Here is a 21,800-nt window from a genome sequence, read left to right as displayed (position 1 = left end):
AACCTACTGTTGAGGAAAAGCATGACCCAAGCTCTGAAAGGCAAACTCGCCCTCGTGACGGGCGCTTCGCGTGGAATCGGCGCGGCTATTGCGGCGCGTCTTGCGCGCGACGGCGCATCCGTCATCGTTCACTACGCATCGAGTGCCGCGCGGGCCGAAGCCGTCGTCAAGAAAATCCGCGATGCCGGCGGCGAGGCCGAGGCTGTCGGCGCCAATCTGTCGCAGCCAGAAGGCGTCAAGAGCCTCATTGACTCGCTGAATGGTGCGTTCGGCGGCCGCTTCGAAGGGCGGCTCGATATTCTCGTCAACAACGCTGGCACAGTCGAATATGGGCCGTTCCTCGATTCGTCGGACACGTCGTACGACACGCACTTCAACCTGAATGTGCGCGCGCCGATCGAACTGGCAAAAGACGCGGCAGCGCGCATGGTCGCGGCAGGCTGGGGGCGCATCATCAACGTGGGCTCGGCTTTCGGCGAAGCCGCGCCCTTGCCTGGCGTGACGCTCTACATCGCCTCGAAATTCGCCCTCAGAGGCTTTACGCGCGGGTTATCGCGTGAACTCGGGAAATTCGGCGTGACCGTGAATGCCGTGCAACCCGGCCCGATCGATACAGAACTCGCTCCGCAACCCGGCACGGAAGACCACGCAACGATGACGAAGCTCGCAAGCGTTGGCCGTTTCGGAAAACCGGAAGAAATCGCAGCGGCCGTAGCTTATCTAGCCAGCCACGAAGCAGGCTATACGACCGGGGAGAGCCTGACGGTCGACGGCGGATGGATTGCCTGACCTGGGCCGCCAAGCATTTCGCTGACACTGCGGCGGCGCCGTGATCGGTTCAGGGGTGCAACCTACCGAGCGGTGCTAGTCGAGGGAATCGCACGCAGTTGACGGAACCGATGGGGACAGCGTCAGGAGCGGCTGCGCGTCGCATGTGCGACCGCTTTTGCTTCGATGTCGGTGCCAGTGGTTGACCGCCCGAGGTCAATCGGAGACCCTCGCCGCCGAGGTGATCGGCCCTTACACGATGCCCTTGCCGACGAATGGCCAGGTGCAGCTACAACTCATCATGCTCAATCCGCAATGGCTGCGCACGTTCGCTGCGCTGACCGAACTCGGCAACTTCACGCGCGCGGCGGAACGGCTCGATCTGACGCAGGCGGCCGTCTCTCAACATTTGCACCATCTGGAAGATGCGCTCGGTCTGCTGGTGATACGCCGACCTCGTGCCATCGAACTGACGCCTGCCGGGCGTGCGTTGCTCGACTATTGCGAAGCGATGGAACAGGCGCGCCGGCGGCTCGATGCGCGCGTGTCCGGTCCTGCAGAAGCCGGAGAGATCGGGTTGATCACGCCGGAAAGCATCGGACTGGCGTTGTTTCCGATAATGCTGGATTGGCAGGCGCAGCATCCGCAATGGAAGATTCGTTATTGTTTCGCGCCGGATCCTGAAGTGCTCGACGCCGTGCTGACCAATCGATACGACCTCGGCATCGTCACACTCAAGCCCGATGATACGCGTCTCACCGCGCGCAAATTCATGCAGGAGCCCCTGGAACTTGTCGTGCCAGCGGGTGCAAAAGTGCGTGCGTGGAGCCATCTCGAAACGCTCGGTTTCATCGATCATCCGGATGGGCGGGCGATGGCGAATCGCTTGCTGAGCCGGCGCTTTCGGAAGAACGCAAGCGTCGCGGACCTGCCGCGCAACGGTTTCAGCAACCGGATCGCACTCATCCTCGAATTCGTGGCGCGCGGGCTGGGATTCACGGTCATTCCGCGTTATGCGCGGGCAGCGTTCGCGCAGCAGCACCAGATCGAAGTGGTGGAGTGCGGGTCGCCCGTGGTCGAGACTCTATGGCTCATTCATCGCGCGGAATGGCCGTTACCCGCGCCCTGCGCGCGGGCGGTGAGGTATTTGGAGGAGCGGATGAAAGGGTAGTGCGCGATGATGGCTTATTCGACGCCGCCCCGATCTCGCCCATGATGTCGGTCCCGCGTTGCACCGGCGCCCTCGGGAAGTCCGATGGTCTCCTGAAAGCCGCAGTCCAACGACTTGGTGCCGGCGGACCGCTCTGGGTCGTCATGAGGCATTGAAGAGCATCGTTGAAAAGCAACAGCTCGGGGATTTCAGAGCAACAGCCGCCTGACACAGCGTTGCTGGACGAGCCTTTGAACGGCCACACACGGTAAGGGGCCTGTATGCCGGGCTAGGCTCAACGCCACCTTCAAAGGGCGACGTTCGCAGCGGCCGGGTTGGTCGCGAACCCATTCGGTCCTGCGACCTGCTTGAAGCGAGCAGATGACTTTCCTAGTTACGCAGTCGTTCCTTCTGCGGCCGGTCGCGCAGGAGCAGTGGCATCAAACGCCGGTTGGCTGTTTGCGCCGCCCACTCGCAATATGCGGCGCTGCCGAGCACCCAGCCCTTCAGGGTCGATTGCATCAGGTTATCGACCTCGCGTTCGTCAGGAGGTTGTGCGCCCAAAGCCTGGTATGCCCGGTAGCGCTCGAGCGGCGTATTGCCGAGCGCGCCGTAAAGTGGATGGTCCTTGATAAAGCTATCGACACGCAGCCCGATATGGTGCGTATAGCTCGACCACCGGTAGCTTCCCGGGTCGGCTACAAGTCGGCTACGCACCGGCGCATGATCGATAGCTTGGCTCGCGAGCAGGAAGTACCGCTCGGGCTCAATCACTGCTGCGCCGTACCCGCCGCCCCATACCGAACCGCGGCGCCCATGGCGGCGGTTGAAGGTCTCGACATACCGACGGCTCACGGCCTGCATCGTAATGGCCACGCTCGACTGATATGAAGGGGTGACGAGGAACTGTACCGCCTCAGGCATCAGCACCCACGCGTGCACGGCCAGATCGGCGACGCGCGCTGCGTCTGCCAGGCAGGAGAGGAAGTAGAGATAGTCTCCTTCGTCCAGGAAGGCGGGGCCGGTAAACCCCTGCAAGATAACGTGCTGTGGTTGTGCTGGGACGTAGTGGCGTGCGAGCCGTGTCATGCTGGATGAACCGGAAATCCGATGTGGAAAAGCGATCTGACAGATATCAGATGCGTGACGGTGCGTAACGTGGATACACGACGAAATTCTATCGATCACCTGCATATGTTGGCGTCGCGAAAAGACCTTTTTTTGGCCTCTTTTCGCTGATTTGGCCGGCGCAACCAGTGTTGCAGAACAGGATGCGCGGAGGATGGGCCGAAGCCTTCGGCCTAAACGCAGTGGACGTCCAGGACATGGGTCACCGCCGCTAAACCCGGCGGCCAATCACAAGATCGACACCGTTCGGCCCGTCCGATTGCTCGCTCGGCGCCTGGTCGCTTCGTGACTCGGCTACGTGCGACCGCCGCTGGATGCCAGCAAGGAAGGCGATAGAAAAATGCCTGCCATGGGTGGTCCGAGTTCTCGACGAAGGGGGGCGACGGATCGGTGCCCGGAAGGCTCAGCCTCGATTCGCGTCGCCATCCGCCGCGACCGAAGGGCCCGCGCCCATCTCTGCACCACAGGCCGCGAAGGCGCTCAGAAAGCGGTCAACGACTTGCCGATCCCGCATGAACGACAGAAATTCTCTCAGGCTTCCGAGCCAGTCCGGATCGATCCGGCGCAGTCGCGCCAGCGCTTCCTTTGCTTCGTCCATCCGTCCCAGTTCGGCGGCAGCGACGACCGTGGAACGCAAACAAGGCGGAAAATCGGGCAGATGCGCGGCGGCGCGTCGCAATTCGGCCGAGGCCTCTTCGCGACGGCCCGTTAGCAGCAGGATGGTACCGAGCGCGGAGCGCGGTCCTGCCGCGCTGAAGGGGTCGAGCGCGATCGCTGGCTGCAATGCCAGGAGCCCTTCGGCGGCCTCGCCGCTGACCAGCAGCGCTACCGCGGCCATCGTGCGTGTGCCGATGGCGGACAGGGTACTGAGCCGCACCGCCAGCCGGGCATTCTCGACCGCCGTATCCCATTGCTTCGAACGGGCCAGCGCATAGGCGAATGCAGCCAAACAAAAGCCGGACCGTGGCTTCAACTCGACCGCCTGGCGCGCGGAATCCAGCGCCCTTCGGCGTTCGAAGGCTCGGTCCTGCCCCTGCGCGACGTGCAGGCGATTCATTAGGATTATGGCGACGAAGGCATGCGCGATCGCGATCCCGGAATCCATCGCAATAGCCTGCAGGAAGTGCCGTTCCGCCTCGTGTTTCTCTTCCTCGCCGCCACGGCCGTAGAGCGCGGCGCCCAGCCGGACGAAGTCATAGGATCTGAGCGCGTGTGCCGGTTTCTGCCGGGCGCGGCGCAATCCATCTCCCATAACCAGCGTTTCCAGCCGGGCGGCGAGGGCCGCCAGTGCCGTCTCTCGTTGGTCCGGCGGGGGCAAGGTCAACTGATCGGCCCACAAGACGCGATCGTTATCCGCCTCCTCCAGCAGCAGCGAAAGCTGCGCTTCCTCCCCGCTGCGCCGCACCGCGCCCGACAGGCGAAAGCTCTCGGGCGGCAAGGGCTGCGTCACCCGTGTCTGGACCAGAATCGTCTCGGACCGGCTGAAGGTCATCAGCAACTCCGCGCCGAGGGCACGGGCGAAGCGCTGGGCCTCGACATCGTCCGATGCCGGCTCGAGTGCCTCGAATAACAGCAGGTCGCCATCCGGCGGCACTGCGACTGAAATCGGCAAAAGGGTCGTGGATGCCGAGGCGGGAACGTCGGCGGCGGCAGTCTCTCGCAGCACAGCCGTCGTCAGCAGGTAGCCGCGCCGGGGTACGGTACGCAGCACGGCGGTTGCGCGATCGCCCAGCGCCCGCCGCAGATCGCCCACGCATTGCGTCAGACTGTCATCGGTCACGGCGAGGTTGGGCCAAAGGGTGTCGAGCAGTGCCTCACGCGGATGCAACACGCACGGGCGTTCGAGAAGGTAGAGCAGCAGCGCGAACGCCTTCGGGCGCAGCATGATCTCGGCGCCGCGCGCATCGTGCAGCGTACCACTCGCCGTGTTCAGGGCGAATTCGTCAAACCGGATAACTGCGCGATCATCGGCACCCATGGCTGAGTTGCTCCCGTTCGTCTCGGCAAATCATATCCGAACGCCACCAAGCCGCGATCTCGGCAAAAGTTCGGCTGGTGTTCGGGACTTTCATCCCGCCGGAAGCTAGCCTTGCTCCATTCGGGAAGGCCGTGCGCGGGCTATCCAGTCATGCTTGGCATCACGAAGTTCAGGGCGCAGTCGGGAGCCTTGCTTACGTGTGCGGCCACATGCCGGGCAAGCTCGGCCGGGATGACCTGAGCCGGCAATTTTCGTACGGAAAATTGACGGCTACTCAATCGAAACGCCGCGCTGCACGGGTCTTGCCGTCGCCTACAATGACATCGCCCCCGGCGTTGGGCGGGGTTGCCTTCAGGCGCTGAGTTGCGATGACTGGATCAGCGGGCGTGAGCACCTGTGGGGAGCTGGATACCGTGATAGACCACGCGGTGGCTACCGATGCGTATGGTCTCGAAGCTGTCCGTGAACCTGCATGACGCGGTGAAGACGTCCTACGAATCCTGACGCCGGCATGCCGGCTTTGCCTCGGAACTCACCATGACGCCCATGTCACGCCGTCAGGCGCTCCAGACCGTTGCCGCGTTCGGCGCGCTGGCGGCGCTCCCCAGCTGGGCCAGCGATGCCCGGGTTAGCCTGCCCATCCCGCCGGAACGCAGGCCGGACGCGCAAGGCGTCATCGCCTTCGACGCCCGCAGCGGCAGCCGCCGCTTCCTGTCGGGCCGGAACACGCCGACTTACGGCTATGACGGCGACTTCCTGGGTCCGGCGCTGCGCGTGCGGCGCGGCCAGACGGTGACAATCGACTTCACCAACCGCCTGCCCGAGGCAACGACCGTGCACTGGCACGGGCTGGTCATCCCTGGCGATGTCGATGGCGGTCCGCACCGGCCCGTCGCACCCGGCGAGCGCTGGCGGCCGACGCTGCCGATCGACCAGCCCGCCGCCACGCTCTGGTTCCACCCGCATTTCTATCCGACCACCGCAGCGCAGGTGATCAAGGGCCTGGCCGGCCTGTTGATCGTCGACGACGAGGAGGCGGACCGGCTGGCGCTACCTTCGCGCTGGGGCATCGACGACATCCCGCTGATCATCCAGGATCGCCGCTTTCGCAGCGACGGCGCCTTCTTCGATACGATGAACATCATCACGGCGATCAACGGCTATGTCGGCACGCGGCCGCTGGTCAACGGCGCAAACTATCCTGAGGCACGCACCGCGCGCGGCTGGGTACGGCTGCGCGTGCTGGACGGTTCCAATGCGCGCAGCTACCGGCTGAGCACTTCGGACGGTCGCTCGCTCTTCGTCATCGGATCGGACGGCGGACTGCTGGAGCGTCCGGTGAAAGTGAACGAGCTCGTCCTGCACTCGGGCGAGCGCTTCGAACTGATGGTGGATTGCCGCTCCGGCAAGCCGTTCGACCTGGTCGCGCAGCCCGAGGGTGAAGCCATCATGCGGCTGCCGCCCTTCGATGCGCCGCTGCGCCTGCTGACGATCCGGCCGACGGGAGCGGAAGGAAAGGGCAGGCTTCCCGACGTGCTGGCGAGCTTGCCTTCATTGCCGGCAGAGCTGCCGGCTGTCAGCCAGGCGTTGGTCATGAACATGTTCCGCGATGAGGCCGGCATGATGCCGCTGATGAAGGCCGGACTGATGATGGGCATGGCGATGCCGGGCCCCGTTGCACCTGAGGTGGTCGCCCGCGTTACCCGGCTGATCGAGGGCGAGCCGGCCTTGCCGATGGCCGAGCAACTCGCGCTCAACGGCGTCAACGGCAAGTCCTTCGCACTGAAGGAACCGGGCTTCACGGCCGGCCGCGGCGACCTGCTGCGCTGGCGGGTTTCCGAAGGCGACGACAAGATGCTGCATCCGGTGCACATCCATGGCTGCCAGTTCCGCATCCGCTCCGAGAGCGGGCGACCGCCGCAGCCGCATCGGGCCGGCTGGAAGGACATCGCACCGATCACAAATGCGGGCGTGAGCGAGCTGCTGCTGAGCTTTCCTCACCCGGCCGCTGCCGACGCGCCCTACATGGCGCACTGCCACATCCTGGAACATGAGGACTCCGGCATGATGGCGCAGTTCACGGTGGCGTAGAGCGCGCGGGGCGGTCTGGTTGTCATCCACGACGTCCACCCGGCGCTTCTTGATGTCCGACGGCTTCACGCTGCGATGGTGCGTGCTGGCGTCGTAGTCGGTGCTTTTCGGGGCTTAAGCGCCGTCTGTGCCCATATGGCCTCAACCGACGTTCGTTAGCATCGGCCGGCTCGACTCCACGCGCGCTTCGCATCAGTAGCCGCACACCGCTGCCACCGTCAGCCTGCCTTCTTCCGCTACGTCGATTAACTATCGCCAGCGGCAAAACGCCATCTTCCGTCCATGCCTCGCAGGTATGGAGACCAGCCTATAAAGTCTTTCTCGCGACGGCCTGCACAGCCTATCTTTCGTGTCCATCGGCGGCGCAACCCTACGCGCTGCCACCGCAAAGACAGGCCGAAAGGAAGACGACATGAATGCCCTCGCAGGAAAGACCGCTGTCGTCACGGGCGCCTCGCGCGGCAGCGGCCGCGCCGCCGCTCTGGCGCTTGCGAGAGCCGGGGCGCAGGTCATCGTTCACGACGGTCGGGGTGCGGGCGAGGCCGAGACCGTCGTGCGCGAGATCCGCGGCATCGGCAGCAGGTCCGGTGCGATCGTCGCAGACCTGACGACGCGTGAGGGACCGTATCGGCTTGCACGGGAGGTCCGCGCTATCGTGGGCGACCGACTCGACATCCTCGTCGCGAACGCGGGAATGTCGACGAGCGACGTCATCGGCGACATGTCCGCCGACGATTTCGATCATCGGATCGCGCTCGACGTCCGTGCGCCGTTTTTTCTCGTCCAGCAGTTGCTTCCCATCATGTGCATGCGAAGCAACGTCACGTTTCTTCTTCTGCCAGCGCGTCAAGCCGCGGGTGGGCGTCACGCAGTCGACGCGGCGATCGGCGGCGCCATTCAGACGTTGGTCGGGCATTTCGCCTTCGCTCTGGGCGGGCGCGGCATTCGCGTCAATGGAGTCGCGGAAAGCCTCGTAGAGAAGGATAAGCCAGCATTGGCTGAACAGACACGCGAGGGCGGCGCCAGTGACGTTGGCAGCGTCGTCACGTTCCTCGCATCCGACGCGGCACGCTGGGTCACCGGCGAGGTCGTGCGAGTCAATGACCGAACCGCTGGCTGAAGTAAGCCATCGATGTCCATCACATTCAAAAGGAAAGAATCATGAACCCGTCCGAAAGCGGCCGATCCACCCAGTCACCGGCATGGTTTGCAGTCCTCTCGGTTGCCTTGAGCGCGACTGTATTCTGCACGACCGAGTTTCTTCCCGTAGGCCTCCTGCGCTACATCAGCCAAGGACTCGCCGTCAGCGAGGGCGCTGCCGGCATCATGGTCAGCGCGCCCGGGCTGCTGGCCGCCATCGCCGCGCCTGCGGTGACGGTCGCGGTGCGGCGCGTCGATCGCCGGCGCGTGCTTCAGGGCCTGGGACTCATCCTGGTCGCATCGAACCTGATCGCCATGCTTGCGCCGAATTTCCCCGTTCTCGTTTTCGCGCGCGCGTTGTTCGGTATCGGGATCGGGGGATTCTGGGCCATCGGGGCGGGCCTGGGTGCGAGGCTGGTGGCCGAACGGCATATCGGGCGCGCGACCTCGCTGATATTCGCAGGCGTATCGCTCGGCATGCTGATCGGCGGTCCCGCTGGCGCCTTGATCGGAGAGCTTGCCGGGTGGCGCGCGGCATTCGGGGCTGCGCTGGCGATGTCGCTCCTCGCGTTGCTTGTACAAATGGCGGTGCTGCCCGAGCTTCGCGTGACACAGCGCATCAGCGGGCGCGACTTGCTGGGCATTCTGGCAACGCGGCCGGGGCGAGTCGGGCTCGTGGCGATGACGCTCGCGCTATGCGGCCAGTTCGCGACCTACACCTACGTAACGCCGTTCCTGGCGACGGTCTCGGGGTTCGACGGCAAGACGATCTCGTCGCTGTTGCTCGGCTACACGTTGATTGGCCTGTTCGGCAATTTCATCGGCGGCGCAGGGGCGCAACGCGATGTGCGTACGACCTTGCTCGCTACGATCCTGTTCATCGCGCTCCCGGTGGCGGTGCTCCCTGCGCTCGGCATCCATCGCATCTCGGCGATCGCGGCCCTCGCGGTGTGGGGCGTGTCTTACGGTGCGATGCCAGTCGCGTTGCAAATGTGGATGGCGCAAGCCACTCCCGACATGCGCGAGGGCGGCATGGCGCTGTTCGTCGCGGTCTTCCAGATCTCGATCGCGCTCGGCTCGTTCGCGGGCGGCGTGATCGTCGACCGTTACGGACTGTTCGACGCGATGTACTCGGGCGCCGCGCTGTGCGTGCTTGCGATGCTCGCCATCATGCTTTTCGGCCGGTCGGCGCGCACCGCCGCGGAAACAGCCGCTGCGAACTGACTGCCTGAACGAGCGACGATCGTCAAGCCGACCTATGGAGACTGACATGACCAACACATCTTCGGAGCGCAACAAGGCGCTGTTGCTGGAAGCCTTCGACACGCTCTTCAACAAGCGGGACTACGCAGCCGCAAACCGTTTCTGGTCCGAGCACTATATCCAGCACAGCGCGCACATCGCGCCCGGACGCGACGGCCTGTTCGATCTGATCCGCACGTTGCCCGATACCTTGCGCTACCAAAACCAGCTCGTGGTGGCGGAAGGCGACTATGTGATCGCGCATGGTCGCTTCTCCGGAAACGGGCGTGCGGCGGCGTGGATAGCGGCCGACATCGTACGCTTCGAAAACGGCAAGCTGGCCGAGCACTGGGACGTCTTGCAGGAAGAGGCAACCGAATTCCTATCCGTCAGCGGCCTGCCGATGTTCGGCGACCGCTTTCCAGGCTGATCCGACGCGCGGCAGCGCGCTGTCCGGTCATGCCTGTCATGCATGGGGCGCTGCCCCTAAAGTCTTTCTCAAGCGTGTGCGATGCGCCTACATTGAGCATCAGCAGGCAACGCATCAGCGGATGCCCCGTACGTTCCAGATATGAGTCGCCTGACTCTCCCCCGGACTCAAAGGATGACAGCCATGACCCGCCATACCCATCACACAGCACCCACGCAGTACGTCGAAGCGAACGGCATCCGTTTCGCATACCGCCGGTTCGGCAATCCGCAAGGCGTGCCGCTCATCATGAACATCCACTTCACCGGCACGATGGATCACTGGGATCCGGCCGTCACCGACGGTCTCGCCCATGGCCGCGAAGTAGTCCTCTTTAACAACGCGGGCATCTCCAGCAGCTCGGGCACGGTGCCGGAATCGATCGAGGAAATGGCGGCGAACGCGGCGGCTTTCATCGATGCACTGGAATTGAAACAGGTCGACGTGCTCGGCTTCTCGATGGGCGGTCTCATCGCGCAGCAACTCGCAATCACGAGACCTCGGCTGGTGCGCAGGCTGATTCTCGTGGGCACCGGCCCGCGCAGCGGTGAAGGCATGGCTTCGCTGACTCCGGAAGCACAGGAGATCTTCGGCGTGAGTTATGACGAGCCCGACCATCTGTGGCTGCGCGTACACTTCGCGCCGTCTGCCGCGAGCCAGAGGGCAGGGCGCGCTTTCCTCGAACGGTTTCGTCTGCGCAAGGAAAACCGCGATCCCGAAGCGAACGACAAGGTCGCGCCGGCTCAACTCGCCGCGCTCGGCAAGTGGGGCGCCGCGCGCGAAAACCCGTATGCCTATCTGGAGGCCATCACGCAGCCGACACTCGTCGTGAACGGCGACAACGACGTGATCATCTACTCGATCAATTCGTGGATCCTGCAGCAGCACATACCCGATGCACAGCTGATCATCTATCCCGATGCGAACCACGGCTCGCTGTATCAGTATCCCGAGCGCTTCGTCACGCACGTCGCGCAGTTTCTCTCGGAACGCCCGTACGCCTGAGCACAACCGCGGACGTCCTCGCCAATCATCCTCACGAGTTTGATCATGACCAGTCTGACCGGAAAAACCGCGCTCGTCACGGGCGCTTCACGCGGCATCGGCCGGGCCATCGCCCTGGCACTGGCCAAGGCCGGTGCGCGCGTACTCGTGCACTTCGGCAACGCCGAGGACGCCGCAGATGCAGTCGTCGAAGCGATTCGCGCCGCGGGTGGCAGTGCTGACAAGGTAGCGGCCGATCTGCGCGCCGCGGATGGCCCGCACGAGCTTGCAAAACGGGTGCGTGCGCTGGCCAGCGACCGACTGGATGTTCTGGTCGCGAACGCGGGCATCTCCAGGGCCGCCACCATCGAGGAAACGACCGTCGAAGACTTTGACGACCTCTTCGCGGTCAACGTGCGCGCGCCGTACTTTCTCGTACAGCAATTGCTGCCGATGTTCGGCGACGGCAGCAGCGTCGTGTTGCTGTCGTCGCTCGCGGCACGCAGCGCCGTCAACAATCTGTCCGCCTATGCAGCGACCAAGGGCGCGATCGATACGCTCGTGCGGCACTTCGCATCCGCGCTCGGCGAGCGCGGCATTCGTGTCAACGCGATTGCGCCGGGTGTCGTCGAGACGGACATGTCGAACTTCGCGAAAACCGATGCGGGCCGCGACTTCACGCTCGGCATGCAGGCGCTCAAGCGTGTGGCCCAGCCTGACGACATCGCCGGGGCCGCGGTTTTCCTGGCATCCGATTTGGCCCGCTGGGTGACGGGCGATACGCTGCGCGTCGACGGCGGCTCGAAACTCTGACAGTTGCGTGATGCGGTCCTGTACGCGCTGAAATGCGCTGAAATGTGCTGATGTCACGGCAGCAGGACGTCACGCGCCATCGTTGCTTCGCAGGCCCGGCGGTACAATCGGATGCGCGCTGAACCGGTGAATGAAGAGAGCGCCCCGGATTCACGCTCGATCCCGGTTGTCCGCACCTCGTCACGAGGAGGCCCGCATGAACGCGTGCATGCCGCATCACGATGACTTCGCTTTCGGGGCAACGATCGTCGCGCCGCGCCGCCGAGAGGTGTTGCATCGAGGAATCAGAGTCGAGATCGGCGAGCGGGCGTTCGACCTGCTTCTCGTTCTGGTGGAGTCGCGTGGCTCCGTTCTGAGCAAGGACGAGATCATCGCGAGCGTGTGGCACGACCGCGTCGTCGAGGACAATACCGTCGAAGCTCAGGTTTCCGCGCTTCGCCGTGCGCTCGGAGACGATCGGGCGGCAATACGTACGGTGACGGGGCGCGGATACCAGTTCACGGCAGAACCGCTCCCGCCCGCGACGCAATCGGATCAGTCGCCTGCCGCGCGAGCGGACGGTCCGTTTTTTCCGGGCTCGCGGCTGCCTGCCGCGATCAGTCCTCTCATCGGCCAGGAAGCGGCCGTGCGCGAGATTTGCCGTGGCCTGCAAACGCATCGTCTGGTCACGCTCGTGGGTACCGGCGGCGTGGGAAAGACGCGGCTGGCGCTCGAAGCTGCGCGTCACGCGGCGCCTCTCTTTGCCGATGGCGCGTTCGTGGCCGAACTCGCAGCCGCCACATCGGCGGACCATATCCCGACAACCATCGCCGTCGCGCTCGGTTTTCCTCCAGGCGACGGAACGCCCACGCTCGACCGGATCGCGCCGAGCCTGGTGTCGCGGCATCTGCTACTCGTTCTGGACAACTGCGAGCACCTGATCGACGGAGCCGCAAGGATCGCGGAAAGGCTGCTGCATATTGCCCCGCAAGCGACTGTAGTCGCGACGAGCCGCGAGCCGCTGCGCATCGACGGGGAACTGCTGTATCGCGTCCCGTCACTTGATGTGCCGCCAGACGACGATTGCGACGGCGCGCTCCATTACAGCGCCGTGCGTCTCTTCGACGAGCGCGTGAGTTCGCGCGCCGTCAGTCTGGATACACGTGCGGCGTTGCGGCTGAAATCGCAAATTTGCCGACAGCTCGACGGCATTCCGCTCGCGCTGGAACTTGCCGCGGCTTGCGTGCCGGCGTTCGGTCTGCAGGGTGTGGCCGACCGGCTCGGGAATCGCTTCCAGATCCTCACGCACGGCGCGCGCACTGCGCTGCCGAGGCAGCAGACGCTGCGCGCCACGCTCGACTGGAGCTACAGCCTGCTGTCCGACGACCAGCGATCGGTGCTGAATCGGCTGAGTCTCTTCTCGGGGACGTTCACGCTGGCATCAGCGCAGGAAATGGCGAGTTGCACGGCGCTTTCCCCGGACGCCGTTGTGGCGGCTTTGATGCAGCTCGTCGACAAATCCCTTGTTTCAGTGGCTTCCGGTGGCGGCAATGTCCGGTATCGGCTGCTCGAATCGACGCGCGCGTATGCACGGAACGAGCTACGCGCGAGCGGTGCGATGCGTGAATGGTCGAGGCGGCACGCAACTTACTTCCTCGAAATCTTCCGGGCCGCCGAGCGGCAGACAGAGGTGCGCGCCGATGTCGACTGGAAAAATGGCTATGCGCCGCATCTGGACGACCTTCGCGCCGCGATGCTGTGGTGCTTCAGCGCCGAAGGGGACATGCCGCTGGCAATCGAACTCACGGTCGCCAGCATTCCGTTTCTGATGCATCTGGCGCTGCTTCAAGAGTGTCTCGCGAAAGTGGACGTGGCGCTGGAATGGCTGTCGGTCGAAGGCGGTCCGGTTGACGAGCGGCACATGAAGCTTCATGCGGCGCGCGGGATGTGTCTGCTTTGTCATACCGTTGCAGCCAGCACCAGTGATGCCTTCGAATCGGCCGTGGACATCGCGGCGCGAGTCGGTAACGCGGATTATCAACTGCTGGGCATGTGGGGGCGCTGGATGTGCCACTACCTGAACGGCGAATACGCGCGGGCCATCCCGCTTGCTCGTCGGTTCAGTGACCTCGCATCGACGTCGGCTTGCAAATGCGATCAGCTCGCAGCCTATCGTCTGAATGGCATGTCGCATCTATTCGGCGGCGATCTTCAGGGCGCGCTCGTGAACCTGGAACGCGCATCGAATGATCCTTCGCCGCTGACGCGCGCGCAACGGATGCGCTTCCTGTACGACGAGAAGATGCTGTCTCACGCATCGCTCGCACTCACGCTGTGGTTCATGGGGAACGTGGATCAGGCGCGGCAGGCAGCACGACAATCGCTCGACGATGCGCGAGAGTTCGACCATCCCGTCTCGATCTGTTATGCGCTGAGCGAAGCCGTCTGCACGCTGGCGGTATTGTGCGGCGACGATGCCGCGCTCGAGGAGGCCGTCGCGTCTCTCGCGGTGGAAACGCGGCGTCACAGTATTTCGACGTGGCGTGCCCGTGCGCAGATGTGGCAAGGACTGCTCGACCTGCGCGCGGGCGACACGGCCGCGTTCGGCCGGACCATCTCCCCGGCGATGACGAACATCGGTTCGAAGCGCTTCTACGTGTCGCTCTCGCCATACATCACAGCGCTCGCCGAGTCGTTGTGCAGGCGGGGCATGATTGCCGAGGCGGCCGAGGTCATCGACGCATCGCTGACACGCGCGGTTCGCACCGACGACCGGTGCGCTCTGCCCGAGTTGTGGAGAGCGAACGCGGAGATACTGGTCGCGAGCCGGGGCGACGAGGCGATACCGGCGGCCGAATCGATTCTGGCCGACGCCCTTCAGATGGCGGGGGAATTCGGTTTCGTTGGGTGGCAGTCGCGTTGCGCGTTGAGTCTCGCGAGGCTCCGGCACATGAAAGGCGACGCGCAAGCCGCGCTGGAGGCCATCTTTCCCGCGACGCGGCAGTCCGCGGACGCGGGCGTGACACGGGCCGGTGCAGCGCTTACCGGCGCTGAGGCGAAGCACCGATGCCGCGCGCATGGGCACTGAGCGCGCGGCATCGGTCATGCCTTCGACGATGAACGCGCCGACACCTTGTCATACCACGCCTGCAGCGCGTCGAACCCCGCGGGAATGCCGAGCTTCATGCCGCCCGCCGCGAAATCGATCGTCACCAGCGTAGTGATGTCCGCCACCGAAAACGCATCGCCCGCGACGAACGGCACTGTCTTGAGACGGTCATTGAAATCGCCGAAGAAGTTCGCGACGCGCAACTTGCTGCGCTCGACGATTTCGGGAATCTGCTCATATCCATGCGGACCCGACAGCGCCCGGCCTTTCAACCCGGGGACGGCATTCCTGACGCCCTCCATCACTGCCGAGAATCCGTCCAGCTCAGCACGTCGTTCCCACATCGCGACGAGCGCCTTCGTCGTTGGCGTCGTGCCCAGCAGCGTGGGCGTCTCGGGGTAGGCCTCTTCGATGTAGCGCCAGATTGCCGGGACTTCGCCAATCGCAGTGCCGTCCCGGAGCACGAGCGTGGGGACTTGCCGGCGCGGGTTGATTGCGACGTAGGTGTCAGAAAATTGCTCCTTCGCGCCGAGATCCACCGCTTTGGTTGGAAATTCGATGCCCTTCTCGGCGAGAAAGATGCGCACTCTGCGAGAGTTGGGGGAAGCCTTGGATTCGAAGAAGGTGAGATCGGTGTTCATTGTCTGTTATCCAGAAACGTGGCTGATATGGTGTTTCGCCGGTTGAGCAGGCAGGCGAATCTACGTTGAGAGTTAGCCTGCGGTCTTGCCGCCATCGACGGTGAGAATCTGTCCCGTGACAAACGCAGCGCCTTCATTTGCCAGGTAGAGCACGGCCGCGGCGATGTCGTCGGGCCTGCCGATTCGCGCGAGCGGCACCGTTGCGGCGAGCGCGGCCTTGTTCTCCGGCGTGCTCGTGAAACGGTCCAGCATGCCTGTGTCGGTGGGACCGGGTGCGACAGCATTGACGCGAACGCCCGCCGATGCGGCCTCGAGCGCGGCCGATTTCGTAATGCCTTCCACGGCGTGCTTGCTGCCCGCATACACCGACGCGAACGCGGCGCCCTCGTGACCATAAGTCGAAGATATATTGATGATGCTTCCGGCTTTCTGCGCGGTCATCACGCGCAGTTCGTGCTTGAGACTCAGCAACGTGCCGAGCACGTTGGTGTCGAAGGTATCTGCATAGCTCTCGGCGGTCTGTTCGACTACAGGCCCCGGCCGGCCTTCCGTGCCAGCATTGTTGACTGCGATGTCGAGCCGGCCAAAGCGGGCAACGGTTTCATCGACTAGACGACGCACGTCTTCGTCGCGGCGTACGTCGGCCTGTACAAAGAACGCTTCTGCGCCCACTTCGCGCAGTTCTGCCTCGAGCGCCTCACCCTGTGCGACGCGGCGACCCGACACGACGAGGCGTGCGCCCGAGCGGGCAAACGCAAAAGCGGTTGCGCGGCCGATGCCGGTGAGGGCGCCAGTGATAAGGACTACGGATTGGGTCATTTGTGGCTCCGATAGAGTAGATCATGACAAGTGCAAGTCGCCAGAGCGATGGCGCCCAGGTGCGCGCGTCGAATTCATCACTCGATATGCAGCGTGCGTCGACGGGAAACGAGAAAAACTGGAAGGCCGCGATCTGTTCAGGTCCGCCGGAATGCTCTGGCTCCTGCACGCAGATTAGCGGTTAGGCCTTCAGACGAGAAAGACTTTCGAGGCTCGTCTCCATGCCTGAAAAGTATGGGCTTAAAGTCGTGGGCGCCCGCAAAGCATGGAACGGTTGCACGGCGGGTTGGTACGAACGGTTAAGTCGCGGTAAGGGCAAGATGGCGAACAAGTGGCAATATAGGTAGGATTGCTTACGCTGCCAGTGAGTAAAACTGCTGAGCGTGAGTGCATCCGATGCCTCGGTGTTGCATTTGACCCTTGGCGATTATGTGCATGAGCTCGATGCCGCTCAACAGGATCTGGGCGCAACGAAAACTCTTGAAGGCGAGCATAGGCCGCGTGCGTCGCTTGATCGCCCGATGATCTTGCTCGACAACATTGTTCAGATACTTGTTCTGGCGAATCTTGATCGGTATTTGCCGCTCCGCGTTGAGGGTATCCGGCGCGGCCAGGTTCGCACCGCTTTTATCGATTGTCACCGTCTCGGGCTCGCCGTTTTGCTCGATTGACTTTTCGAAGTAGCGCCTCGCCGCGGCCTTGTCCTGCGCGAACAGTTGGCGAAGGTGGAAGGACGGATCGCTAGGGAGGAGGAGACGCGACGCACGGCCGCCATCGAAGAGATCAGTTCGCTAATGGCTCAGTACGGACTGACCATCGCGGACATCGAGGTGAAAGGAAAGCGTGGACCAGGGACGAAGAAAGCGAAAGCTGTCGCTAAGCAACCGGTCGTAGCGAAGTATCAGGATCCGAAGACCGGCGCCACGTGGAGCGGGCGCGGCCGTGAGCCGCTATGGATCAAGGGCAAAAAGCGTGAGAGATTCCAGATCGCGGGCTAGCGTTTCTTCTGACGCATCTTGGTGCCGCCTATCGCTGTGCTCCGGCACCTTCGCGCGGCAGTGACCTCCCGGGCCGAGCGTGAAGTGTGCTGCTTGTCTTCATGCGCTCCTCTTTTCGACCGCCGCCAGTTGGCGCAGACGCCGTATCAACGCTTTTGATACAACCGGCTGTCCACCGGCATGACCCGTGCGGCTCGCCAGTTCGCTATCACGCAGGAAGAGCGCCGTTTCACGCGCGACGATCTCGCGCTCGTTGTCGGATGTGATCATGTGGTACGAATCGTCGAGCCAGATTGTGCGCAGGACGGGCGAGCCGATCGAGCTTGCGACGATGCGCGCGTTATGCGGGCTCGACGTCTCGTCGTCGATTGCGTGGACGATCAGGCAGTCGTTGCGGATCAACCGCGTGCGCGCGCGCACGAGCGCTGCGAGCCGGTTCGCCTGGTGGAGCGCCGGCAACGAGATCGTAGATGGACCGACTTCGCTGAAATCGTCCCGTTGCATCGCGCGGGCGATCTTGGCGCGCAACGCTTCGTTGCGCAGGCCATATGGCGTCGATTCGCGATATCGGTAGCGCAGGCGCATCGGCGAGTAGTAGGCCCAGTTCAGCAGGAAGCGATACCACGGGATCGCCCAGCCGTCATAGGCGAGCGTGAGTGATAGCAGTGCGACGGCCTGTGCTTGCGGCCGCCGATGCACGAGCGCAAGGGCAAGTGCCGCGCCGATCGAGAGTCCGCAGACCGACACGCGCTCGTAGCGTGCGGCGAGGGCGTCGTATTCGCGCGTCGCGGCGTCGAGCCAATGTTCCATCGCCTGTTCGCGCGTGCCCGCGCTGTAACCGTCGAGCACAGGCGCGCACGTCGTGAAGCCTTCTTTGCTGAGGAAGCGTGCGAGGTAGCGCATTTCGAGCGGCGAGCTGGAAAGCCCGTGCAGCATCAGCACGGCATGGCCGTCGCCCTCGTTAAAAATGGTGCGGTCGGCGTTAGTGTTCACGGCATGTCCACGGTCAGTCGCCGATGCGTAGCACAAGGAAATCGCCCGCGTGCGTGATGAATCGTTCGCAGATACAGTCGACGAGCTGCGCCGCAACGGACGCATTCGCCGAGCGCAGGCGCACGCGATGGCTCCCCGGCGCGAGCGCATTCGAGAAACGGCGGATGTCGTCCGGATCAACATCGTCGAAGCGGGGGCCAGGTGCGATCCCGGCGCGCTGACGCGGCGCCACGCCAACGCCTGCGGGCGTGCGCTCGATCGCCTGAATCAGCACGAACCGCTCGTGATGCTGCGACAGATGACGCAGCAGCCGATGCGTCTCGTCGACGGCGCGGCGCGCGAGCGCGCGCTCGTTGTCGTGGCGCAGCAGCATCTCGTAGCGCGACTGCGCGACGGATGCGATGAGCTCGGCTCGAAACTGCGCGCGTCGCAACCGTTCAAGCAGCGTGATGACGACGAGTGTCACCAGCGGATAGGAAACCGCGAACATCACATCCGACCGATCGATAATTCCCAGCGCCTCGTAGGGTGGTACGAACAGAAAATCGGCGATGCACAATCCCGCCAGCAGCACCGTCAGCGCGGGCGCGAGGCCAAAGTAATACTCGATGAGAACGGCTGCGATGCTAAAGGCTGTGCCCGGCATCACCGGACCCAGCAGCGGGTGCAGTAGCAGCCGCACGCCGCTTGCGATACCGAGCGCGACGAGCGCGATAATCCATCGTCGCGCCCCGCGAGGCGCCCAGCGACGGGCATTTTGGACTTGCATGTTTCTGACTGTGTGCTGGTCGTATCAACGGAGCCTTGCCGAGCAGCCGACTTTGAGGGACAGATGCGCAGCAAAAGGCACGAATCGTATCAGTCGGGTTCTTCATCAAACATCGTCTTTTACTGAATTTGTAGGCTCTCGCCTGCGCGTACGGTCAGGACGTACTTTTTAGCTTCTGCGAGTCTTTGGCCCCGGCTTTATATGATCAACTTCCACTGCTTCCCTGTGGTTACATCTCCGAGATCGTGCGAGTAGGATTTAATCCTACTGGTCGGAGGATGTCATGGGAACAACGCAGCACATGAGCATCACCTTACCGAACGAAATGGCCGAGTTTGTACGCGAGAAAGTCGCGCGCGGCGACTACGCATCCGACAGCGAGGTGTTGCGCGATGCACTTCGCGTGCTTCGTGAACGAAATCGAGCCGTCGAAGCGTGGTTGCGCGAGCAGGTCGTGCCCGCCGCACGGGCGCTTCGCGACGATCCCGCGCGCGCGCTGTCGGCCGATCAGGTGCGTGCCGAACTCAAGAAATCGAGCGCGCGCCGCGGATGAGCTGGCGCGTTCAGTTCGCGCCAGAGGCCCTGGCTCAACTCTGAGAGATCGAACGTCGCATTGCAGACGTTTGCCGCGCGCGGCGTTGCGCGTGACGATCTGTTGACGGGACTTCGGATCACCCATTTCCGCGAGCGCGCGATCATTGCCTACCTGTTGGTGACGGAGGTTGTGTCGATCGTCGGTGTGTTCTACGGCGGGCAAGACTATGAAGCTGTGCTGGGGATGGACTTGATTTCCATGCAATTTCCGGGTTAGGGTGCTCCAGCTCTGACAAGGCTTTTCCTTCTGACACTAAATCAATAGCATTTAAAATCAGAGACTTGCTGTCTACCCGAAAAGGCGTCGTCGCTACGTCCTACGCGCGCTGACCAGCGGCAAGTGCCTTGGCGTCTTGACCCAGGCTTGGAAGCAGCCTGCTCGCGTAGCGTCCCACGGGAAAAATGAAGGTCCCGCGCAGGTTGATGCCCTCCAGATGCGTCGGCGCAATCCGTCTGAGTTGCTCGGCTCCAGGCGATTCGCCTCCGGAGGCTTGTGGCGCCTCGAGCGCATGCTGCATGTGGGTCGTGTTCCATGCCATCAGAATGTTCGCAAGCAGCGTCAATGCGGAAGACACGGCCGAGAGCGAATCTTCGCGCCGTGCCAATTCGACTGGGATACGGCCAACATGAATCGCGCGTTGAACGACATGCACGGCCTCGCCCCGATTCAACACGTGCTGCAGCTCTGTCCGAAATGTCGTGTTCGTGAAGTAATCGATCAGGAAGATGCTACGGAAGAGCCGACCGATGTGGACGCCTCCGTCATAGACCTGCTGCCCACGCGCTGCTGAGCCGAAGCGGGTTAGGGCTTCCACTGCAGTACATTTTCCTGAGCGAATCGATGCGGCGATCCTGACAAACTCGTCCCAAACTTCTGCGATAAGGTCAAGTCTGACGTCGCGGTCTGTAACCGCACAAAGCTCTTGTGGCACGTCTCGGCCGCGAGGAACGTGAAGCCGACGATCACGAAGATGCGATAGACGAGGGCAGAGATCAAATCCCAGCGCGCGGGCCAGGCCCATCGCGAAGTCAGTGTATCCGTGCGTGTCGACAGCGAGCTGAGCGATGTCTTTCGTGGCACTCTGGCGCACGACGCCCTCGATAGCCGCACCTGCTTGCCGCTCATTCAGAACGATCGGCTGATCGTAAAAGATGCCCCAACGATCGAGCACATGTGTGTACATTCCGATGGATGCCGAGCGGCGCCGTGGATCCGCCCCGCCTGCCACACCTTTCGTGTGGTTTCGAGCGACATCATGTCGGAAGACGCGAGATCAGAACGGCCCCAGTGGGCAGCGATAGGGTGCTCGTGCATGAACTCAAGTACCGCATCGGCGGCAAGCCTCAGCTTTCTCTCGTCCGCCAAGCGTTTCATCATCTGGCGGATCGCGTCGCCTGCACCTCGGGCACCATCCGAGAGAGTTCTGCGGCCGAGAGAGACGTTCCATGCGCGAGCACGGCAGAATAGACCATCAGCAGTTCCACTCGTGAGCGCGGTTCACGCCCGAGCAGAAGCCAACTAAATCGTGTTGCGCTATCGATCTCGAGGATGATCTCCGGAAGTTGCCCCTGCGGATGCGCCTGGTAGATCGCCTGTCGCAGGCGATCTACCTCGTTGTCCGCCGACTGGGCGTTAAGCGGACTCAAATGCACGGCCGTATCAACCTGCACATCCCCTTGCTTCACCGCTTCGAGCAAGAGATCGAGCCTTTGATCGAGGAGTGCAAGGATCGGATCGAGAAAATCCTTGGGATCTTGCGGAAGAGCCAGTTGCCCGTAAAGGTTGTTGCGTTTGGCGATCCACTCGCCCATCGGAATCAACATGCGCGTTCGACTGCGGAACGCGAAACTATGCTCCACATAGACCGATCCGTTGCGAAGCGCGACGCGCAGGGCGAACAACGTGGCCCATTCGAACGCCTTCATGGCTTTGATTCGGTCGAATCCGTCGATCGCTTCGCGCCACGCGCGACCCAGACGAATATTCAACCCATCGGGCAGTAAGTAAGCGTGACGGCGATAAAGATCTCGAAGCATGTTAGCGCCGATGTAAAACTGACCCTGTCGCCGACATAAAATTGACCCACCTGGGAGACGATGGCGGCTTTTGCCGCCGATGCTGACTCAGGAGCAAG

At 63.2% G+C, this 21,800-nt stretch carries 18 protein-coding genes and 2 pseudogenes; 12 read left to right on the top strand and 8 right to left on the bottom strand.

The genetic code is table 11. The annotated features are described in order from the left end of the window. The first annotated feature begins 21 nt into the window (after positions 1 to 21). Both QCE73_RS24515 and QCE73_RS24510 read left to right on the top strand, forming a co-directional pair. On the top strand, positions 22 to 789 hold the full coding sequence (locus QCE73_RS24515) for an SDR family oxidoreductase (RefSeq protein WP_309883947.1): 768 nt from the start codon (positions 22 to 24) through the stop codon (positions 787 to 789). 280 nt (positions 790 to 1,069) lie between these two features. Then, complete coding sequence (locus QCE73_RS24510) at positions 1,070 to 1,939, top strand: LysR family transcriptional regulator (RefSeq protein ID WP_309884195.1); 870 nt, start codon at positions 1,070 to 1,072, stop codon at positions 1,937 to 1,939. Between the two features lie 369 nt (positions 1,940 to 2,308). Here the strand turns inward: QCE73_RS24510 and QCE73_RS24505 are convergent, their stop codons facing one another. Further along, entirely contained in the window at positions 2,309 to 3,007 is a 699-nt protein-coding gene (locus QCE73_RS24505; RefSeq protein WP_309883946.1) for a transposase, read from the bottom strand. Between the two features lie 442 nt (positions 3,008 to 3,449). Continuing rightward, a complete protein-coding gene (locus QCE73_RS24500; protein WP_309883945.1) occupies positions 3,450 to 5,024 on the bottom strand; it encodes a winged helix-turn-helix domain-containing protein in 1,575 nt (524 codons plus the stop codon). A gap of 537 nt (positions 5,025 to 5,561) precedes the next feature. Here QCE73_RS24500 and cueO point away from each other — a divergent pair. From cueO to QCE73_RS24465, 7 genes are all read left to right on the top strand, one after another. Then, positions 5,562 to 7,115, top strand: a complete 1,554-nt coding sequence (gene cueO / locus QCE73_RS24495; protein WP_309883944.1) for a multicopper oxidase CueO — start codon at positions 5,562 to 5,564, stop codon at positions 7,113 to 7,115. Between the two features lie 412 nt (positions 7,116 to 7,527). Then, positions 7,528 to 8,235 (top strand): SDR family oxidoreductase, encoded by a 708-nt coding sequence (locus QCE73_RS24490; RefSeq protein ID WP_309883943.1) that lies wholly within the window; start codon positions 7,528 to 7,530, stop codon positions 8,233 to 8,235. A 41-nt stretch (positions 8,236 to 8,276) separates the two neighbouring features. Next, positions 8,277 to 9,479: an MFS transporter gene (locus QCE73_RS24485; RefSeq protein ID WP_309883942.1), complete on the top strand. Its 1,203-nt coding sequence runs from the start codon at positions 8,277 to 8,279 to the stop codon at positions 9,477 to 9,479. A 46-nt stretch (positions 9,480 to 9,525) separates the two neighbouring features. Continuing rightward, on the top strand, positions 9,526 to 9,927 hold the full coding sequence (locus QCE73_RS24480; protein ID WP_309883941.1) for an ester cyclase: 402 nt from the start codon (positions 9,526 to 9,528) through the stop codon (positions 9,925 to 9,927). 183 nt (positions 9,928 to 10,110) lie between these two features. Continuing rightward, positions 10,111 to 10,971 carry an alpha/beta hydrolase gene (locus QCE73_RS24475; RefSeq protein ID WP_309883940.1) on the top strand — a complete coding sequence of 287 codons (861 nt, stop codon included), beginning with the start codon at positions 10,111 to 10,113 and terminating at the stop codon, positions 10,969 to 10,971. 45 nt (positions 10,972 to 11,016) lie between these two features. After that, positions 11,017 to 11,763 (top strand): SDR family oxidoreductase, encoded by a 747-nt coding sequence (locus tag QCE73_RS24470; RefSeq protein ID WP_309883939.1) that lies wholly within the window; start codon positions 11,017 to 11,019, stop codon positions 11,761 to 11,763. A 196-nt stretch (positions 11,764 to 11,959) separates the two neighbouring features. Next, the gene (locus tag QCE73_RS24465; protein WP_309883937.1) at positions 11,960 to 14,830 is read left to right on the top strand and encodes a winged helix-turn-helix domain-containing protein; all 2,871 of its coding nucleotides are present in this window, start codon (positions 11,960 to 11,962) and stop codon (positions 14,828 to 14,830) included. A 14-nt stretch (positions 14,831 to 14,844) separates the two neighbouring features. On the opposite strand, the gene QCE73_RS24460 is transcribed toward QCE73_RS24465, so the two are convergent. The 3 genes and pseudogenes from QCE73_RS24460 to QCE73_RS24450 all read right to left on the bottom strand — a co-directional run. Beyond that, positions 14,845 to 15,492, bottom strand: coding sequence for a glutathione S-transferase (locus QCE73_RS24460; protein WP_309883936.1), 648 nt, complete (start codon positions 15,490 to 15,492; stop codon positions 14,845 to 14,847). Between the two features lie 72 nt (positions 15,493 to 15,564). Continuing rightward, positions 15,565 to 16,311 (bottom strand): glucose 1-dehydrogenase, encoded by a 747-nt coding sequence (locus tag QCE73_RS24455; RefSeq protein WP_309883935.1) that lies wholly within the window; start codon positions 16,309 to 16,311, stop codon positions 15,565 to 15,567. 353 nt (positions 16,312 to 16,664) lie between these two features. Next, positions 16,665 to 17,018 (bottom strand): annotated as a pseudogene (locus QCE73_RS24450) (DDE-type integrase/transposase/recombinase); the annotation flags it as partial. A gap of 9 nt (positions 17,019 to 17,027) precedes the next feature. Between QCE73_RS24450 and QCE73_RS24445 the strand changes: the two are divergent. Beyond that, positions 17,028 to 17,309, top strand: coding sequence for an H-NS family nucleoid-associated regulatory protein (locus QCE73_RS24445; protein ID WP_404989799.1), 282 nt, complete (start codon positions 17,028 to 17,030; stop codon positions 17,307 to 17,309). A 99-nt stretch (positions 17,310 to 17,408) separates the two neighbouring features. On the opposite strand, the gene QCE73_RS24440 is transcribed toward QCE73_RS24445, so the two are convergent. Then, entirely contained in the window at positions 17,409 to 18,245 is an 837-nt protein-coding gene (locus QCE73_RS24440) for an alpha/beta hydrolase (protein WP_404989812.1), read from the bottom strand. A 70-nt stretch (positions 18,246 to 18,315) separates the two neighbouring features. Further along, positions 18,316 to 19,071 (bottom strand): DUF4118 domain-containing protein, encoded by a 756-nt coding sequence (locus tag QCE73_RS24435; RefSeq protein ID WP_309883933.1) that lies wholly within the window; start codon positions 19,069 to 19,071, stop codon positions 18,316 to 18,318. 283 nt (positions 19,072 to 19,354) lie between these two features. Here QCE73_RS24435 and QCE73_RS24430 point away from each other — a divergent pair, with 283 nt between their 5' ends. Continuing rightward, on the top strand, positions 19,355 to 19,624 hold the full coding sequence (locus tag QCE73_RS24430) for a type II toxin-antitoxin system ParD family antitoxin (protein WP_309883932.1): 270 nt from the start codon (positions 19,355 to 19,357) through the stop codon (positions 19,622 to 19,624). Positions 19,625 to 19,684: 60 nt separating this feature from the next. Then, positions 19,685 to 19,882 carry a hypothetical protein gene (locus tag QCE73_RS24425; protein ID WP_309883931.1) on the top strand — a complete coding sequence of 66 codons (198 nt, stop codon included), beginning with the start codon at positions 19,685 to 19,687 and terminating at the stop codon, positions 19,880 to 19,882. Positions 19,883 to 19,982: 100 nt separating this feature from the next. On the opposite strand, the pseudogene QCE73_RS24420 reads toward QCE73_RS24425, so the two are convergent. Then, a pseudogene (locus QCE73_RS24420) lies at positions 19,983 to 21,705 on the bottom strand (Tn3 family transposase); the annotation flags it as partial. Positions 21,706 to 21,800: the final 95 nt, after the last annotated feature.

The sequence above is a fragment of the Caballeronia sp. LZ029 genome (genome assembly GCF_031451275.1).
Classification (GTDB): domain Bacteria; phylum Pseudomonadota; class Gammaproteobacteria; order Burkholderiales; family Burkholderiaceae; genus Caballeronia; species Caballeronia jiangsuensis.
Note: the sequence above shows the minus strand (reverse complement) of the source record. Positions and strands in the feature narration are given on the sequence as shown.

Coding starts and splice junctions, on each gene's coding strand:
- QCE73_RS24515 (WP_309883947.1), top strand. CDS start 22: ATGACCCAAGCTCTGAAAGGCAAACTCGCCCTCGTGACGGGCGCTTCG.
- QCE73_RS24510 (WP_309884195.1), top strand. CDS start 1,070: ATGCTCAATCCGCAATGGCTGCGCACGTTCGCTGCGCTGACCGAACTC.
- QCE73_RS24505 (WP_309883946.1), bottom strand. CDS start 3,007: ATGACACGGCTCGCACGCCACTACGTCCCAGCACAACCACAGCACGTT.
- QCE73_RS24500 (WP_309883945.1), bottom strand. CDS start 5,024: ATGGGTGCCGATGATCGCGCAGTTATCCGGTTTGACGAATTCGCCCTG.
- cueO (WP_309883944.1), top strand. CDS start 5,562: ATGACGCCCATGTCACGCCGTCAGGCGCTCCAGACCGTTGCCGCGTTC.
- QCE73_RS24490 (WP_309883943.1), top strand. CDS start 7,528: ATGAATGCCCTCGCAGGAAAGACCGCTGTCGTCACGGGCGCCTCGCGC.
- QCE73_RS24485 (WP_309883942.1), top strand. CDS start 8,277: ATGAACCCGTCCGAAAGCGGCCGATCCACCCAGTCACCGGCATGGTTT.
- QCE73_RS24480 (WP_309883941.1), top strand. CDS start 9,526: ATGACCAACACATCTTCGGAGCGCAACAAGGCGCTGTTGCTGGAAGCC.
- QCE73_RS24475 (WP_309883940.1), top strand. CDS start 10,111: ATGACCCGCCATACCCATCACACAGCACCCACGCAGTACGTCGAAGCG.
- QCE73_RS24470 (WP_309883939.1), top strand. CDS start 11,017: ATGACCAGTCTGACCGGAAAAACCGCGCTCGTCACGGGCGCTTCACGC.
- QCE73_RS24465 (WP_309883937.1), top strand. CDS start 11,960: ATGAACGCGTGCATGCCGCATCACGATGACTTCGCTTTCGGGGCAACG.
- QCE73_RS24460 (WP_309883936.1), bottom strand. CDS start 15,492: ATGAACACCGATCTCACCTTCTTCGAATCCAAGGCTTCCCCCAACTCT.
- QCE73_RS24455 (WP_309883935.1), bottom strand. CDS start 16,311: ATGACCCAATCCGTAGTCCTTATCACTGGCGCCCTCACCGGCATCGGC.
- QCE73_RS24440 (WP_404989812.1), bottom strand. CDS start 18,245: ATGCTGCACGGGCTTTCCAGCTCGCCGCTCGAAATGCGCTACCTCGCA.
- QCE73_RS24435 (WP_309883933.1), bottom strand. CDS start 19,071: ATGCAAGTCCAAAATGCCCGTCGCTGGGCGCCTCGCGGGGCGCGACGA.
- QCE73_RS24430 (WP_309883932.1), top strand. CDS start 19,355: ATGGGAACAACGCAGCACATGAGCATCACCTTACCGAACGAAATGGCC.